We start from the raw sequence: 16966 nt of genomic DNA on the forward strand, positions 1-16966 counted from the left end.
CGGACGGATCCACACCCCATGGGACGCCGCAGCGCTGGCTTCCGCCCGGACCCGGACACCGGGGCGGAGGAACTGGCCGGTGCCCGCGTGCTGGTCACCCGCAGCCCGGACCGGGCCGGAGCGCTCGTCTCCGCGCTCCGCGCCGCCGGCGCGGAACCGCTGCTGCTGCCGCTCATCGACTTCGAAGCCGCCCCGGACCAGCACTCCCTCGACGTTGCCTTCGACGCGCTCGGCGCCGGCGCCTACACCTGGCTGGTAGTCAGCAGCGTCACCACCGTCCAGGTCCTGGCCGCCAAGGCCGCCGAACGCGGCGCCGCCCTGAGCGCCTGGCTGCCGGGCAGCCTGCAGGTGGCAGCCGTCGGCCCCGCCACCCGACGCGCGCTGGAACGCCTGGACGTCGCCGTCGACCTTGCCCCCGCCGGGCAGCACTCCGGCGCCGGGCTGCTGGACGTCTGGCCCGCCGGCCGCGGTACGGTGCTGCTGCCGCAGGCGGACATCGCCGACCCCCGGCTGCGCCGTGGGCTGGCCGCCAGCGGCGCCGCGGTGCAGGCCGTCACCGCCTACCGGACCGTGGACTACCCCGCGGACCCGCGGCGCAGCCTGGACCCGGGCGCATCCGTGGCTGCCGCGGCGGAAGTGGGCGCGGCCGTGCTGAGCTTCGCCGAGGCCAAGTCCGCGCTCGACGCCGGAACCCTGGCCGCCGTCGTCGCCGCCTCACCCAGCGCCGCGCGCCGGGTCCACGGCGGCCTGGCGCCCCTGGGCGGCTGCCGCCTCGTCGCGATCGGACGCTCGACGGCGGCCGAGGCGCACGCCCTCGGGCTGCAGGTCGCCGCCGTCGCCCCGGAGCCCACCGCTTCCGGGCTCGTCGCCGCCGTCACCGAGGCCCTGGCGCCGGCCCGCCACCAACCCCTTCCCGACCCCGAGCAGATTGAGGATCAGCCATGAGCTTCCCGACCCACCGCCCCCGCAGGCTCCGCACCACCCCCGCAATGCGCCGGCTGACGGCAGAGTACCGGCTGGACCCGGCAGAACTCATCCTGCCGGCCTTCATCCGCGAGGGCCTCAACGAACCGAACCCGATCGCCTCCATGCCCGGCGTGCAGCAGCACACCACCGAGTCGCTCAAGCGCGCCGCCGCCGAAGCCGTGCGGCTGGGCGTGGGCGGCATCATGCTCTTCGGCGTGCCGGCCGAACGCGACGCGCGCGGCACCGCCGCCCTGGATCCCGACGGCGTGCTGAACAAGGCCATCCGCGACGTCAAGGCCGAGGTCGGCGACGACCTGGTCATCATGAGCGATGTCTGCCTCGACGAGTTCACCGACCACGGCCACTGCGGCGTCCTGGACGCGCACGGCTATGTCGACAACGATTCGACCCTTGAGCTGTACGGTCGGATGGCGGTCGCCCAGGCCGAGGCCGGCGCCCACGTGCTGGGACCCTCCGGCATGATGGACGGCCAGGTGGCGGTCATTCGCCAGGCCCTCGAAGAGGCAGGCCACGCCAACACCGCCGTCGTGGCCTACGCCGCCAAATACGCCTCCGCGTTCTACGGCCCGTTCCGCGAAGCTGTCGACTCCCAGCTCACCGGCGACCGGCGCACCTACCAGATGGACGCCGCCAACCGCCGCGAAGCCATCCTGGAGGTCGAACTTGACCTCGAGGAGGGCGCCGACATGGTGATGGTGAAGCCAGCGATGAGCTACCTCGACATCCTGGCCGACGTCGCCGCGATGAGCCCGGTGCCGGTCGCCGCCTACCAGATCTCCGGTGAGTACTCGATGATCGAGGCCGCCGCCGCGAACGGCTGGATCGACCGCCGTGCAGCGATCACCGAATCCGTCCTCGGCATCAAGCGGGCGGGCGCCAACATGGTGCTGACCTACTGGGCGAGCGAACTCGCCGGCTGGCTGAAGGAAACCCGTTGAGCGCCGCGGACGTGCCGGACCCGGCCTCGGGAGCCAACCCGACCGCCCCGGTCGGTCCGGACACGATCCTGCTCGGCCTGAACACCTTCGGCGACGTCGGCTTGTTCCCCGACGGGCACCCCGTCCCGCATGCCCAGGTCCTGCGGCAGCTGCTCGAACAGGCGGAACTCGCGGACGAGGTCGGACTGCACGCTTTCGGGGTGGGGGAGCACCACCGCCGTGACTTCGCGGTCTCCGCCCCGGAGGTCTTCCTCGCCGCCGCCGCGGCCCGGACCAAAAAGATCCGCCTCGGCTCCGCGGTGACCGTGCTGAGCTCGGATGACCCGATCCGGGTCTTCCAGCGGTTCGCCACCGTGGACGCCATCTCCAACGGCCGGGCCGAGGTCATGCTGGGCCGCGGCTCCTTCGTGGAGTCGTTCCCGCTGTTCGGCCTGGACCTGGCCGACTACGAGGTCCTGTTCGAGGAAAAGCTTGAGCTCTTCGACAAGGTCCGCGCGCAGAAACCGGTCAAGTGGGAGGGCAGGACCCGCCGGCCCATCAACGGGCTCAGCGTCTACCCGCCGCTGGAGCACCACCTGCTGCCGGCCTGGATCGGCGTCGGCGGCACCCCCGAGTCGGTGCTGCGCTGCGCCGAATACGGCTACCCGATCATCTTCGCCATCATCGGCGGGCAACCGCGGTCCTTCGGCCCGCTGGCGGACCTCTACCGCGAGGCCATGGCCAAGTACGGGCACCCGATGCAGCAGGTGGCCACGCATTCGCCCGGCCACGTCGCCGCCACGGACGAGGAAGCGCGGGAAGAGTTCTTCCCGCACTGGCTGGGCCAGCGCAACCAGATCGGGGCCGAACGGGGCTGGGGTCCGGGCAGCCGGGCCGAATTCGATTACCTGTGCGCCCCAGAGGGAGCACTCTTCGTCGGCTCGCCCGAGACCGTCGCCGCCAAGATCGCCCTGCTCAAGGAAACCCTGGGCGCGGACCGCTTCGACCTCAAATACAGCAACGGCACGCTCCCGCACGCCGCCATGATGCGCTCGATCGAACTGTTCGGCACCGAGGTGGCGCTCCGCGTCGCCGCCCTGCTGGCCGGCCGCGGCGCCGGCACACCGCAAGCACTGAAAGAATAGGAACCATGACTTCCAGCCACCCTCGCAACGAGGAACTCTTCGACCGCGCCCGCCGGCTGATGCCCGGCGGCGTCAACTCACCGGTCCGGGCCTTCGGCTCCGTGGGCGGCACGCCGCGCTTCATGGTCTCCGCCAAGGGCGCCTACCTGACCGACGCCGACGGCGCCGAATACGTCGACCTGGTCTGCTCTTGGGGCCCGGCCCTGCTCGGCCACGCCCACCCGGAGGTCCTCGCGGCGGTCCACGCCGCCGTCGACCGCGGGCTGTCCTTTGGCGCGTCCACCCCCGACGAGGCAAACCTGGCGGCCCTCGTGCAGGAACGCGTGCCGGCGGCCGAGCGGGTCCGGATGGTCTCCACCGGCACCGAGGCGACCATGACCGCGATCCGGCTGGCCCGCGGCTACACCGGCCGGAACCTCGTGATCAAGTTCGCCGGCTGCTACCACGGCCACCTGGACGGCCTGCTCGCCGCCGCCGGCTCCGGGCTCGCCACGCTCGCGCTGCCCGGCTCCGCCGGCGTCACCGCCGCGACCGCCGCCGAGACCCTGGTGCTGCCCTACAACGACCTGGCCGCCGTCGAGGCCGCCTTCGCTAAGCACGGCGACAGCATCGCCGCCGTCATCACCGAAGCCGCCCCCGCCAACATGGGCGTGGTCACCCCGGGCGAGGGCTTCAACGCCGGCCTGGCCCGGATCACCCGCGAGCACGGCGCCCTGCTGATCCTCGACGAGGTCCTCACCGGGTTCCGCACCGGTTACTCCGGCTACTGGGGCCTCACCGGCGGCGCGGCCGACGCCGCCGAGCCGTGGGCCCCGGACCTGCTCACCTTCGGCAAGGTGATCGGCGGCGGCATGCCGACGGCGGCTCTCGGCGGCCGCGCCGAGGTCATGGACTACCTCGCCCCGACCGGCCCGGTCTACCAGGCCGGCACCCTCTCCGGGAACCCGGTCGCGATGGCCGCCGGCGTCGCCACCCTGACGCACGCCACGCCCGAGGTGTACTCGTTCGTCGACGCCCGGTCGCTGGAACTCTCCGGCGCCCTGTCCTCGGCGCTGGACGCCGCGGGTGTGGACCACTCGATCCAGCGCGCGGGGAACCTGTTCTCCGTCGCCTTCGGCACCTCGGCCCGCGGCGTCCACAACTACGACGACGCGCAGGGCCAGGAGGTCTTCCGCTACGCGCCGTTCTTCCACTCCATGCTCGACTCCGGGGTGTACCTGCCGCCGTCGGTGTTTGAGGCCTGGTTCCTCTCCGCCGCGCACGACGACGCCGCGATGAACCGGGTCTTCGACGCCCTTCCGGCAGCAGCGAAAGCTGCCGCAGCGGCGCAAGCCTAGAGGAACAGCGCGAGCGAGCCGCCGTCGGCGTCGTTCTTAAACACTTTCGGCACCCGCCGCGGCGGGTGCCGAAAGTGTTTAACGCGGTGTCCGGACTAGAAGGCCGGGGTCACGTCGCCGTTGGGCCATTCCTTCTCGATGAAGGCCTTGACCTCGGGGGAGTGCAGCAGCTCGTCGAGCTTCTTGATTCGCACGTCATCCTTCGAATCCTCGCGCCAGGCCAGGAAGTTGGCGTACGGGTTGTTGTCCACCGACTCGACGGCGAGGGCGTTCTTGGTGCTCAGGCCCGCCTTGAGGATGAAGTTACCGTTGATCAGGGCCAGGTCCACGGAGGGGTCCTTAAGGTCGTTGATCAGCAGTTCCGGCTGGTTCTCCGAGAACTTGAGCTTCTTCGGGTTCTGCTCATCGCTGATCGTCAGCACCGAGGTGTCGTCCTTGATGTCCTTGACCAAGCCGGCCACCTGGAGGACCTTGAGGGCCCGGACCTGGTTGGACGGATCATTCGTGATGGCGACCTTGGCGCCGTCCTTGATGTCCTTGATGTCCTTGACCTTTTCGGAGAACGCGGCGTACGGCTCGATGTGCACACCCTCGCCGTGGCCGAACTTGTAGCCCTTGGTCTTGACCTGGTCCTCGAACCAGGGCAGGTGCTGGTAGAAGTTGGCGTCGAGGGAACCGTCGCTCAGCGCCGTGTTGGGCGTCTGGTAATCCTCGATCTCCTTGATTTCCAGCTTCAGCCCGGCCTTGGGGGCGAGCTCCTGGTTGATGAACTCGAGGATCTTGGCGTGCGGGACCGGGCTGGCGCCGACCGTCAGGGTGGCGGGCTTGGCCGGGTCGAGGGTCGTGACCTGGGCGCTGGGGGTGGACGAACCACCGCAAGCCGTCAGCGCCAGGGCAGTGACAATGCCGGTGGCCAGGAGGGTGAGTGACTTACGCATCGGATGCGTTCCTTTCAAAATAGGCGGAAGTCCACGGCAGTGTCGTGGTCCGCGCAGATGCAGGGGGCGGCTACCCGCTGCAAGGCTGGGGTGGGTGGGCCGGTCAGCGGTGGTCGAGGCCGCGGGAAATCCGCTCCCCGACAAGCTGGATGACCTGGACGAGGACGACGATCAGGACGATGGTGACGATCATGACCGTGACGTCGAAGCGCTGGAAGCCGTAGTTGTAGGCCAGCTTTCCGAGGCCGCCGCCGCCGACCAGGCCGGCCATCGCGGAGTAGCCCACGAGGGTCACCACCGTGGTGGTGGTGGCCGCGACGAGGGCCGGCAGGGATTCGCGCAGCATCACCTTGCTGATGACCTGCATGTTGGTGGAGCCCATCACCTGGGCGGCGTCGATCTTGCCGTGGTGCACATCGCGCAGGCAGGACTCCACGAGCCGGGCAAAGAACGGGATGGTGCCGATCGAGAGCGACACGGACGCCGCGACCGGACCCAGGCTCGTGCCGGTCAGGGCGCGGGCGAGCGGAATCAGCGCCACCATGAGGATGGCGAACGGAATCGACCGGGTGATGTTGACGACGACGTCGCTGAGGATCCGGTTCGTGACCGGCATCGGACGCAGCCCGCCCGGGGCGGTGACGTGCAGGAAGACACCCAGCGGCAGGCCCACCAGGACGGTGAAGAACGCGGAGATGCCCACCATCTGCAGGGTTTCCACGATCGCCTCGGGCAAGGCGCGGACGAGGACAGGGTTGCTGAAGATGTCATTCATGAGGTGGCTCCTTGGTCCGCCGGGGCGGCGTCGGCTGCTACGCGCTTGGCGCTGATGCCGCGCTCGTGCAGGTACCGCAGCACGGCGTCGAAGTCGGCGCCTTCGGCAAGCTGCACGCGCAGGTGGCCGAACTGCTGGCCGCCGAGGGTCTCGACGCTGCCGGCGAGGACGTTGAGGTCAATGTCGAAGTGCCGGGCCACGCCGGTCAGGACAGGTTCCTTGGCGCTGTCACCGGAGAACAGGATTTCCAGGACGGGCCCGCGCTGCAGCGCACCGTGCAGCGGTTCCGACGGCGGCAGGGGAAGCAGCGCACGGGCGAGCTTGCTGTCGAGCTCTCCCGCTACGTCTTCCAGGGCGCCGTGCTCGATGATGCGCCCCCGGGAGAGCAGCGACACCGAATCGCAAACGCGCTTCACGACGTTCATTTCGTGGGTGATGATCAGCACCGTCAGCTGGAGGCGCTGGGTCAGGTCCCGGATGAGATCCAGGATTTCGTCCGTGGTGGCGGGGTCGAGGGCGGAGGTGGGCTCATCGCAGAGGAGGACCTCCGGATCAGAGGCGAGGGCCCGGGCGATCCCGACGCGCTGGCGCTGGCCGCCGGAAAGCTGGGACGGGTAGGCATTCTCGAAGCCCTCCAGGCCGACGAGCTTCAGGAGCTCGGCCACCCGGGTGCGGATCTTCTCCTTCGGGGTCCTGACCAGCTCGAGCGGATGCGCCACGTTGCCGGCCGCCGTCCTCGAGTCCATCAGGTTCGCATGCTGGAAGACCATGCCGATGCGCCGCCGCGCTGCACGGATCTCCGAATCCCGGACGGAACTGAGCTCGGTGCCGTCGATGCTGACGGAGCCGGAGGTCGGCCGGTCCAGCAGGGTCAGGCAGCGCACCAGCGTCGACTTTCCGGCGCCGGAGTGGCCGATGATGCCGTGGACCGAGCCCTTGGGCACGGAAAGGGTGACGCCGTCGAGCGCCACGACTTCCTTTTTGCCCTGCCGGTAGACCTTGCGCAGGTCGGTAACTGTGATCATTTATCCCTTGGCGGTTGGGTTTCGGGCGCGCCATAACACGCGGCCTTTGCTGAACTAAATTATGTCAGCGGCACGATTTGGCATCCAGTTGCGCATGAAGTTCACCCTTATCGGCGAAATACTTCGCAAAATTCTGCGGCCTGCGCCCAGGGCCCGGCAGGGCGGCGGGAGAGCGCCGCGGGGCGGAATCGGCGACGGCGGCGGCACAGGTCCGGGCGGCAGGCGCCGCCTGTGATCTCCGTCCCAACGGGCCCCTGCGGGCCCGCCTTACGGCTCAGTACGGCTAGAAGCCGCCGCGGCTGGCGTCCTCGGGCGGCAGGACCGGCCAGTCGCCCTCAATCACCGCGGCCGGCTTGGTCTTGCGCAGGTAGCTCTGGAAGTCCGTGGCCTGCGCCGATGCCCACTCGACCTGGAGCTGGTGCAGGTGGCCGGCCGGCATCCGCAGCTTCGGGAACTTTCCGGCCATGGCGTCCAGCATCCGCAGGGTCGCCAGCGCGTCCGCCGCCGAGGTGTGGGCGTTGTCCAGGCTGACCCCGTACTCCTCGCAGAGCGCGGTCAGGGTGCGCTTGCCCTTGCGGTACCGGTCCACCTGCTTGTTCATGATGTAGGGGTCCAGCACGGGGAACCGGCTCAGCTGCGGCACGCCGTACCGTGCCGACTCGGCCGCGAGGACGGTGAAGTCGTAGCTGGCGTTGAAGGCGATGACCGGCACGCCGGTGTCGAAGAGCTCCTGGAGGACGGCGGCCAGCGCCCTGACGACCTCCGCGGCCGGGCGGCCCTCACTGCGGGCGCGCTCGGTGGTGACGCCGTGCACCTCACTGGCCTCGGCGGGAATTTCCACGCCCGGATCGGCCAGCCACTCGTGCTCCTTGATGACCGAGCCGTCGGCGTCCACCACGGTGACCGAGGCCGTCACGATCCGGGCCGCGCGGGAATTCCGGCCGGTGGTCTCAAGATCAAAGGCTGCGCGGGGGAGGGTGTGCCAGGTGCTCATGCTTTAACGCTACCGGCTGCCGCCGACGGTTTTGGGACCCCCGGCCCGGCACGGCGGCCACCGTGCACCGGTACCCTTAAGCCATGCGGACGGAGTATGTGGAGGCGGTGCTGGAGCTTGCCGCCATGGTGCCGCCGGGCACCGCCGTCGCGTACGGGGATGTCTCCGAGCTCCTCGGCGCCGGAGGCCCGCGGCAGGTCGGCGCGGTGATGAGCCACCACGGCAGCACTGTCCCGTGGTGGCGGATCCTCAAGGCCAACGGAGAGGCCCCGCCGGGCCACGAACGCGACGCCCTGGCCCGCTATCTTGCGGAGGGCACACCGCTGCTGGGCCGCTACGGGGACTACCAGCGCACCGGTGAGGGCCGCTGGCGGGTGGACCTGGTGACGGCGCGGTGGGCGCCGACAGAACCGGAGTTCGAGCGGATCGATGCCCTGGCCGAACGCCTCGAACGGGAGTTGCATAAGTTGTCGGTCCCCAATGATGAAATGTCCGTGTGAGTAGCCCCGACCCAGCATCCGCAATCCCAGCATCAGCAGACCCAACCGTCGCGGCACCCGCCGCCCAGGTTTCCCCAAGGACCGCGCCGTCCGGCCCCGGCCTGCGGCTGCTGCCGCCCCGGACGCTGCACGGCTCCGCCCCGGTGCTCTCCCCGGACCAGCTGGCGGTCGTCGACGTCGCCCACGGTTCCGGGCCGGTCCTGGTCCCTGGGGCGCCGGGCACCGGGAAGTCGACCGTGCTGGTGGAAACCGCCGTCCGCCGTGCGCAGCGCGACGGCGTGGACCCGGGACGGATGCTCATCCTCGCGCCCGGCCGGCTCGCCGCCGATGCCCTCCGCGACCGTTTCACGGCGCGGCTGAACCGCAGCCTGAGCACGACGCCGGCGCGCACCTGGGCGTCGTACGCGTTCGACCTGATCCGGCGGGCCAAGGCCGAGGGCATCCTGCCGCTGGCACGGGCCCCGAAACTGCTGTCGGGCCCGGAACAGGACCTGATCATCAAGGAACTCCTCGAAGGCCACGCCAGTCCCGGGCTGGAACTGCCCTGGCCCGCGGACCTCGACGCCGCCCTGCAGACCCGCGGTTTCCGGCAGGAGGTGCGCCAGCTGTTCGACCGCATCATCGAGTCCGGGCGCACGGCCGAGGACCTTGCCGCCCTCGCGCAGCGCTGCGGGCGGCCCGACTGGACGGCCGCGGCCGCGCTGTACGCCGAGTACCGTGACGTCCTGGACCTGCGCATGCCCGAATCCTTCGATCCGGCCGGCATCATCACGGCTGCGCGGCAGATCTTCCAGGACGCCCCGGACTTCCTGGCCGCGGAACGGGACCGGCTGCAGCTGGTCCTGGTCGACGACATCCAGGAAGCGAACCCGGCGGTCTTCGAACTCCTTGCCGACATCGCAGCCGGCAAGGACGCCGTCGTCACGTCCTCCCCGGACACCGTGGTCCAGGGGTTCCGCGGCGCGCGGCCGGACCTTGTCGCGGAACTGCCCCGGCTGCTCGCCCCCGCCGGCGGCACCGTCCTGGAACTGCCGCTGTGGACCGCCCACCGCCACGCGCCCGCCGTGGCCGAGGCCTGGCAGGCAGTCGCCGGGCGCATCTCGCTGCGCGCCGGCGGCACCTCGGCCCGCCGGCTCGAACCCCCGCAGCCTTCCGGCACGCACCCCGCCGCTGCCGGGACGGTCGAGGCGCACCTGCTGCCGTCGCCGGTTCACGAACTGCGGTACGTGGCCCAGCGGATCCTCGAGGCCCAGCTCAACGACGGCCGGGACCTGGGCGACATCGCTGTGATCGTGCGCAACGGCGGGCAGCTCAGCCAGGTCCAGCGCCACCTCGCCGGCCAGGGAATCCCGGTGCGGATCCCGGTCGCCGAGTCCGCGGTCCGGGACGAAGTGGCGGTCCGTCCGCTGCTGGACGCCTACGCTGTGGCGCTGGATCCCGCCGCGCTCACCCCCGAGGCCGCGGTCTCGCTCCTGACCTCGCGGATCGGCGGGGCAACGTCGATCGAGCTCCGCCGGCTGCGCCAGTCACTGCGGCGCGAGGAACTGCTCGGCGGCGGCGGCCGCTCCAGCGACGCGCTGCTCGTCGAGGCGCTGCTGGAGCCCGGCGCCCTGGCCACGCTGGGCATCGAGGGCCACGCGGCGCGCCGTGTCGCCCGGATGATCAAGGCCGGGCGGGAGGCGGCGGAGGCGCCCGGCGGCAACGCCGAAACCGTGCTCTGGGCGCTGTGGCATGCCACAGGCCTGGCCGGCCGCTGGACCGAGGCCGCCCTGGCCGGCGGCGCGGCGGGGGCCCGGGCGGACCGGGACCTGGACGCCATGATGGCGCTGTTCCACACCGCCGAACGGTACGTGGACCAGCTGCCCGGCTCCGGCCCGGAGCAGTTCCTCGAATACCTGCTCAGCCAGGAGCTGCCGATGGACACGCTCGCGGCCCGGGCCCAGCTGGAGGACGCGGTGGAGCTGATGACTCCGGCCAGCGCGGCCGGCCGCGAGTGGCCGGTCGTGATCGTGCCCGGCCTGCAGGAAGGCGTCTGGCCCAACACCCGGCTCCGCGGCGAACTGCTGGGAAGCACCCTTTTCGCGGACGCCGTCGAACACGGCGTCGACTACGCATTGCAGCTGGACCCGCTGAGCCGGCTGCGCGAAATCCGCTATGACGAACTGCGCAGCTTCTCCACGGCAGTCTCCAGAGTCCGGGAGGTGCTGATCTGCACCGCCGTGTCCTCTGAGGACGACCAGCCCTCCTCCTTCCTGGACTACGTCGCGCCGCTGCACCCGGACCAGGACCGGCGGCCGTACACCGCGGTGGAGCGGCCGCTGACGCTGCGCGCCCTCGTGGCCGAGCTGCGCCAGTATGCCCAGCTCGACGGCGGCTCCGCCGAAGCGGCCGAGGCCACGGCCGTGCTCGGCGCCCTGGCCGCTGCCGAGCCGCCGGTTCCCGGGGCCCACCCCGACAGCTGGTGGGGGCTGGCGCCGTTGTCTTCGACCGACCCCGTGGTCCCGCCGGGCGGGACGGTCTTCGTCTCGCCGTCCAAGGTTGAGACGGTGCAGAAGTCGCCGCTGGACTGGTTCGTCCAGGCCGCCGGCGGGGAGGCCGCCACGGACTTTGCCCGCAGCCTCGGAACGCTGGTCCATGCCATAGCACAGGACCTTCCCGACGCTTCAGGCAGTGAATACGTCGCCGAACTGGCCAAGCGCTGGCCGGCGCTGGGCATGAAGGACAACTGGGAAGGCAAGCTGGATTTCCAGCGCGCGGAGGCCATGGTGCGCAAGCTCGCCCAGTACGTGCTGGTCATGCGCAGCGAGGGGCGCAGCCTGCTCGGCGTGGAACAGGATTTCGAGGTGAAGCTGGCCGATGTGGACCCGCCGGCCGTCACCGGGGATGACCCCTGGCCGGCGCGGTCGGCGGTGCTGCGCGGCCAGGTGGACCGGCTGGAGATCGACGCCGAAGGGCGCCTGGTGATCGTGGACCTTAAGACCGGTAAGCGCCAGCCCGGCAAGGCGGAGCTGGAACGCCACCCCCAGCTGGGCGCCTACCAGGCCGCCGTCCTGGCCGGCGGCTTTTCCGGCGACGACGACGGCCCGCCGCCCCGGCCCGGGGGCGCGGTGCTCGCCCAGCTCGGCACCGGCACCAAGAGCCCGGGCGTGCAGAGCCAACCGCCGCTGGACCCGGAGGCGAACTGGGCCCAGGAAATGGTCCAGGACGCGGCCCGCGTCATGGCGGGCAGCACCTTCGAGAGCCGCCACGACCCGGCCAAGGGCGGCCACGGCGGCCACGGCTGCCGGTTGCCGGAAGTCTGTCCGCTCTGCGCACGGGGAAAGCAGGTCACCGAATGAACAGCACCGCCGCCACCGCGGCTGAGCCTGCAGCCGGTCTCCGGCCGGACGGGCTGCCGGAGCCGCGGTTCAGCCCGGCCGAACTCTCGGCCATGCTGGGGGAGAAGAACACCCCCACGGCGGAGCAGGCCCAGATCATCGCCTCGCCGCTGTCGCCCCGGCTGGTAATCGCCGGGGCCGGCTCCGGCAAGACCGCCACCATGGCCGACCGGGTCGTCTGGCTGGTCGCGAACGGCTGGGTCCGGCCGGAGGAAGTCCTCGGCGTTACCTTCACCCGGAAGGCCGCCGGCGAACTGGCCACCCGGATCCGGGCCAAGCTCGCAGCGCTGGACCGGATCGCCGCGGCCGACACCGCCCACAAGGTCTTCCCCGCCGGGCTGCTCAGCACCGACGCGCTGGAACCGAAGGTCTCCACCTACCATTCGTATGCCAGCGGCATCGTCTCCGACTACGGTCTTCGGCTCGGTGTGGAACGCGACGTCGTGCTCCTCGGCGGCGCCCAGTCCTTCCAGCTCGCGAGCGAGGTGGTGGAGGCCTACGACGGCGACTACCAGCACTTCCGGTCCGCCAAATCCACCCTTGTCAAAGCAGTCATCCAGCTCGCCGGGGAGTGCGCCGAACACCTGCAGGACCCCGCCACCGTGCGGGGCTGGCTGCTGGACCGGGTGGCCGAATTCGAGGCGCTGCCCTACCTCGCCACGGCCAAGAAGAACCCCAGCCAGGCCGCCGCAGACCTCGCCGGCCTGCTGCGCACGCGCGCCAGCGTCGCGGACATGGTGGGCCGCTACGCGGAGGCCAAACGCGCCCGGGGGGCCCTCGACTTCGGCGACCTGGTGGCCCTCGCCGCCCGGGTCGCCAGCGAGATCCCGGTCGCAGCGCAGACCGAACGCCAACGCTACAAGGTGGTGCTGCTGGACGAGTTCCAGGACACGTCCCACGCGCAGTTGGTGCTGTTCTCCCGGCTCTTTGGCGGCGGCCACGCCGTCACGGCCGTGGGTGACCCGAACCAATCGATCTACGGTTTCCGCGGCGCTTCGGCGGGCCAGTTGTTCCACTTCGTCCGGGAGTTCCCCGTCCGGGTCGACGATGCGTCCGCCGACGGCGGAGCGCAGCTTGCGGTCGCGCCCACGTCGTACCTGACCACTGCCTGGCGCAACGGGCGCAACATCCTCGACGCCGCCAACGTCATCTCCGCTCCGCTCAGCAAGGCCGCCGGAGGACCCGCGGGAGCCCGCGACAGCGCCGGGAGCGTGGAGGTCCCGCCGCTGCAGCCCAGCCCCGCCGCGGTGCAGGGCCGGGTCGTGATGGGCCGCTTCGGCACCGACGAGGACGAGGCTGCGGCGATCGCCGCCGACGTGCTGAAGTTCCGCCGGACCGATTTCGGAGACGGCACGGCGGAGAACCCCGAACCGCCGGCGATGGCCGTGTTGTGCCGCCGGCGGGCGCAGATGGAATGCATCCGCCGCGAATTCGAGGCCAAGGGCATCCCGTACGAGATCGTCGGCCTCGGCGGCCTGCTCGACACCCCGGAAATTGTCGACCTGGTGGCAACCCTCCGGGTACTGGCCGATCCGGGCCGGTCGGACTCGCTGATGCGCCTGCTGGCCGGCGCCCGGTGGCGGATCGGGCCCGCGGACCTGATGGCGTTCCGCGACTGGTCTGCCTTCCTCGCCCGCCGCCGCGGCCGCCCCGGAGCCCTGGACCTTCAGTCGCCGGACTCCGGCGATGTCTCACCGGAGGACGCCGGGCCGCTCATCGAAGGTGACCTGACCGACGCCGCGAGCCTGGTCGAGGCATTGGACTGGCTGCCGCGGCCCGACTGGACGTCCGCGCACGGGCGGCGGCTGAGCGCGCCGGCGCTGGACCGGCTGCAGCGGCTGTCCGCCGAGCTGCGGCAGCTGCGCAGCTTCATGGGCGATGACCTGGGCACCCTGCTGGGCGAGGTGGAACGCGCCATGCTCCTGGACATTGAAGTCGCGGCACGCCCCGGCATCAGCATCCATCAGGCCCGGCGCAACCTCGACGCCTTCCAGGACGCCGCCGCGGGGTTCCTGCACACCTCGCAGCGGGTCGATGTCCTCGCGTTCCTGGCCTGGCTGGAGGCAGCCGCGGCGGAGGAGAACGGCCTCGTCGCGGCCGCGGCCGAGGTCAACCACGAGGCCGTCCAGCTGCTGACCGTGCATGCCTCCAAGGGCCTGGAATGGGACGTCGTGTTCGTGCCGGGACTCAATGCCGGGGCCTTCCCGTCCAGCCGGGATTCGCGGTGGAGCAGCGGGTCCGCGGCGCTGCCCTGGCCGCTGCGCGGGGACCGCCATGACCTGCCCCAGTGGGATCTTGACCACCCGGACCAAAAGGGCTGGCTCGACGCCGAGAAGGAGTTCAAGTCCGCGGTCCAGGTGCACGGCGAAGCCGAGGAGCGACGGCTCGCCTACGTGGCCTACACCCGGGCCAAGCACGTGCTCTGGGTCTCCAGCGCCGCCTGGGTCGGCTCCCGGGCCGGCCTGGCCGAAATGTCGCCGTTCCTGTCCGAGCTTGAGGCGCTGGCCGCGTCCGGGGCGGCGGAGATCCATCCGCGCTCCGTCGCGGAGGAGGCCCTGCCGGAGGAGAGCCCGCTGACCTCCGAGCTTGAGCTTGCGCTCTGGCCCTACGACCCCCTGGAGGGCCCGGTGCACCCGCACACCGGGACCCGGCTGAGGCTCGTCCCCGGCCGGCGCGCCGCCATGGATGCGGCGGCGGCGCGGGTGCGCGAACGGCTGGAACACGCCGGTACGCCGGCTCTGCCGTCCCCGGGCGCGGCGCCGTCGGTGCCCCGGCCGGGTGCCTTGCGCGGTCCGGCGGCCGGCTGGGCGCAGGAAGCGGCGACGCTGCTGGAACGGCGTTCGCGGCGCTCCGCGGTCCAGGACGTTCACCTTCCCGGGCACATCTCCGCGTCCACGCTGGTGGACCTCGACGACGACGCGGCCGGCGTCGTGGCCCGGCTGCGGCGGCCGGTGCCGCGCGAACCGGGGATGTCCGCCCGCAAGGGCACGGCCTTCCATGCCTGGGTCGAGGAGTACTTCGGGACCACCGGCATGCTCGACCTCGGGGACGCCCCCGGATCGGACGACCACATCGACGCGGCATATGGCCTGGACGCCATGGTGGAGACCTTCAGGCAGTCCGAGTGGGCGCACCGCGCGCCGGCCCACGTGGAGGTTCCGGTGGAGACCCGGATCGGCGACGTGGTGGTCCGGGGCAGGATCGATGCCGTGTTCCGTGACGCCGACGGCGGCTGGGACCTCGTGGACTGGAAGACCGGGCGCCGCCCTTCAGCGGGGCAGCTGGGGACCAAGTCCGTGCAGCTCGCCGTCTACCGCCTCGCCTGGTCCAGGCTCAAGGGCGTGCCGCTCGACCAGGTCCGGGCTGCGTTCTACTACGTGGCGCAGGACCAGGTGGTCCGTCCGCATGACCTGGGCTCCGCCGACCGGCTGGAGGCGATCGTCGCGGAGGCCCTGGGGCGCCCGGCGGGCTAGCGTCCGGCGCTGCCGGGCGCGGGCACAACCGTCAGCGCCGTGGTCGCGGTATCGCGGTCCGGGGGAGTGCTGCCACCCGCAGCGGCGTCCTCCGGGCCGCCGTCCGCCGCGGCGCTGTCCTCCGTTGCACCGTCCTTCGTTGCGCTGTCCTCCGTTGCGGCGTCCTCCGACGCGCTGGCGGAGTCAGCGGCGCCGGACACGGGATGCGCGGCGGCATCGCCCGGCACAGGTTCGCGGCTGGTGGCAGGCTCACCGGTGGCGGGCTCACTGGGCTCGCCGGCGTCGGGCTTCCGGTCGGCCGGTCCCTCGCCGGTGGACCCGGTGCCGGCGGCCTCGTCGGGCGGGATCGGGGTGACGTGGACCGCCGGGCGCATCCCGCCGGCGTCCGGCGCGCTGGACGGCGCCGCGGCCTCGGGGCTGATGGGCTGGACGGTCACGGCAGGCTGCGGCAGCGGTTCAACGCTGATCGGCTGGCCGCCGTGCTCGGCGACGTCCGCCGCGAGCACCGCGAGCATCGACTCGGCCTCGCCGATCATCTCGGCGTCGTCGGCGGCCAGGCCCTTGACCAGGTACTGGGCCAGGGCAAACTCGGCGGACAATGCGGCCCGGCGCAGCAGGTGCGCGTCGGGAGCATCGCGGCGGCTGGTGCTGTAGTGCGCCAGGACCGCGTCGACGAAGTCCTGGTCATTGGAGGCGACCAGCCAGGCCATGTCGTCGGCGGGGTCGCCGATCCGCAGGTCGGTCCAGCCGGTCACGGCCGTGACCCGGTCGCCGTCGACCAGCAGGTTGTCCTCATGCAGGTCGCCGTGGACGACGCTGGGGTTGAAGCGCCACAGGGACACGTCCTCAAGCGCGTGCTCCCAGCGCCGCAACAGCAGCGGCGGGATCTTCCCGGTGGTGGCGGCCTGGTCCAGTTCGTTGAGCCGGCGCTGGCGGAACTCGTTGGGCGTGTAGCTGGGCAGGTCCGCGTTGCTCACCAGCGAGTGCGGCAGGTCGTGGATGGCGGCCAGGGCGGCGCCAATCTCACGGGCCAGCGCGGCCGAGCCGGCGCCCAGATCCTCCACCGAGCGGGTGGCGCCGGACAGGTGCGAGTACACGAAGGTGCTGAGGGTGCCCTGCCTGACCGTGCCGGCCACGGTCGGCATCAGGAAAGGAAGCTCGGCACGGATCCCCGGGGTGAAGGCGCGCAGCACCAGGAATTCGGTTTCGAGACGGGTGCTGGCCTCGGCGTGCCGCGGCGACCGCACCCGCCAGCGCTTGCCTTCGGAGTCCAGGAGAAGGGCGGAATCGAAGTCGGCCGGATCATCGGGCGCGGAGCTCACGGCGGTCGGGGTCAGTCCGGGGACCGCCGCAGTTGCCACCGCTGCCAGTTCGATTGCTTTTCTTCTCACGCTTCCACGGTAGATTGAGCCGCGCCTAAGACGGCGATGCACCACGGCGAGTCTGAAAGTTCGGCCCGAAATAGCGGCCGGCGGCCGCCGCTCCGGCAGCGGCCACC

At 71.5% G+C, this 16966-nt stretch carries 12 protein-coding genes; 7 read left to right on the forward strand and 5 right to left on the reverse strand.

The features are described 5' to 3' along the window. The first annotated feature begins 18 nt into the window (after positions 1–18). Genes ASG71_RS07250 through hemL form a run of 4 tightly spaced genes read left to right on the forward strand, consistent with a single transcriptional unit; the run spans position 19 to position 4386 of the window. A complete protein-coding gene (locus tag ASG71_RS07250) occupies positions 19–945 on the forward strand; it encodes a uroporphyrinogen-III synthase (RefSeq protein ID WP_056737982.1) in 927 nt (308 codons plus the stop codon). Then, complete coding sequence (hemB, locus tag ASG71_RS07255; protein WP_056737983.1) at positions 942–1925, forward strand: porphobilinogen synthase; 984 nt, start codon at positions 942–944, stop codon at positions 1923–1925. Before ASG71_RS07250 ends, hemB begins: the two co-directional genes overlap by 4 nt. Then, entirely contained in the window at positions 1922–3049 is a 1128-nt protein-coding gene (locus ASG71_RS07260; protein ID WP_235563949.1) for an LLM class flavin-dependent oxidoreductase, read from the forward strand. Before hemB ends, ASG71_RS07260 begins: the two co-directional genes overlap by 4 nt. Positions 3050–3054: 5 nt before the next feature. Next, positions 3055–4386, forward strand: a complete 1332-nt coding sequence (hemL, locus tag ASG71_RS07265; protein ID WP_056737984.1) for a glutamate-1-semialdehyde 2,1-aminomutase — start codon at positions 3055–3057, stop codon at positions 4384–4386. Between the two features lie 95 nt (positions 4387–4481). Here the strand turns inward: hemL and ASG71_RS07270 are convergent, their stop codons facing one another. From ASG71_RS07270 to ASG71_RS07285, 4 genes are all read right to left on the reverse strand, one after another. After that, positions 4482–5324, reverse strand: a complete 843-nt coding sequence (locus ASG71_RS07270; protein ID WP_056737985.1) for a MetQ/NlpA family ABC transporter substrate-binding protein — start codon at positions 5322–5324, stop codon at positions 4482–4484. Between the two features lie 103 nt (positions 5325–5427). Next, a complete protein-coding gene (locus ASG71_RS07275) occupies positions 5428–6099 on the reverse strand; it encodes a methionine ABC transporter permease (protein ID WP_056737986.1) in 672 nt (223 codons plus the stop codon). Then, positions 6096–7124, reverse strand: a complete 1029-nt coding sequence (locus ASG71_RS07280) for a methionine ABC transporter ATP-binding protein (RefSeq protein WP_056737987.1) — start codon at positions 7122–7124, stop codon at positions 6096–6098. The genes ASG71_RS07275 and ASG71_RS07280 overlap by 4 nt, the downstream gene beginning before the upstream one ends. Positions 7125–7407: 283 nt before the next feature. Beyond that, a complete protein-coding gene (locus tag ASG71_RS07285) occupies positions 7408–8118 on the reverse strand; it encodes a 3'-5' exonuclease (RefSeq protein ID WP_056737988.1) in 711 nt (236 codons plus the stop codon). 83 nt (positions 8119–8201) lie between these two features. On the opposite strand from ASG71_RS07285, the gene ASG71_RS07290 reads away from it, so the two are divergent. The 3 genes from ASG71_RS07290 to ASG71_RS07300 all read left to right on the forward strand — a co-directional run bounded on the left by ASG71_RS07290 (position 8202) and on the right by ASG71_RS07300 (position 15468). Next, positions 8202–8618 (forward strand): MGMT family protein, encoded by a 417-nt coding sequence (locus ASG71_RS07290; RefSeq protein WP_056737989.1) that lies wholly within the window; start codon positions 8202–8204, stop codon positions 8616–8618. A 101-nt stretch (positions 8619–8719) separates the two neighbouring features. Beyond that, positions 8720–11956: an ATP-dependent helicase gene (locus tag ASG71_RS07295; protein ID WP_157366337.1), complete on the forward strand. Its 3237-nt coding sequence runs from the start codon at positions 8720–8722 to the stop codon at positions 11954–11956. After that, a complete protein-coding gene (locus ASG71_RS07300) occupies positions 11953–15468 on the forward strand; it encodes an ATP-dependent helicase (RefSeq protein ID WP_056737990.1) in 3516 nt (1171 codons plus the stop codon). Before ASG71_RS07295 ends, ASG71_RS07300 begins: the two co-directional genes overlap by 4 nt. Here the strand turns inward: ASG71_RS07300 and ASG71_RS07305 are convergent. After that, entirely contained in the window at positions 15465–16859 is a 1395-nt protein-coding gene (locus ASG71_RS07305) for a macrolide 2'-phosphotransferase (protein WP_082574930.1), read from the reverse strand. The two genes, ASG71_RS07300 and ASG71_RS07305, sit on opposite strands and share 4 nt — an antisense overlap. Positions 16860–16966 lie beyond the last annotated feature (107 nt).

The sequence above is a fragment of the Arthrobacter sp. Soil763 genome (assembly GCF_001428365.1).
Taxonomy (GTDB): domain Bacteria; phylum Actinomycetota; class Actinomycetes; order Actinomycetales; family Micrococcaceae; genus Arthrobacter.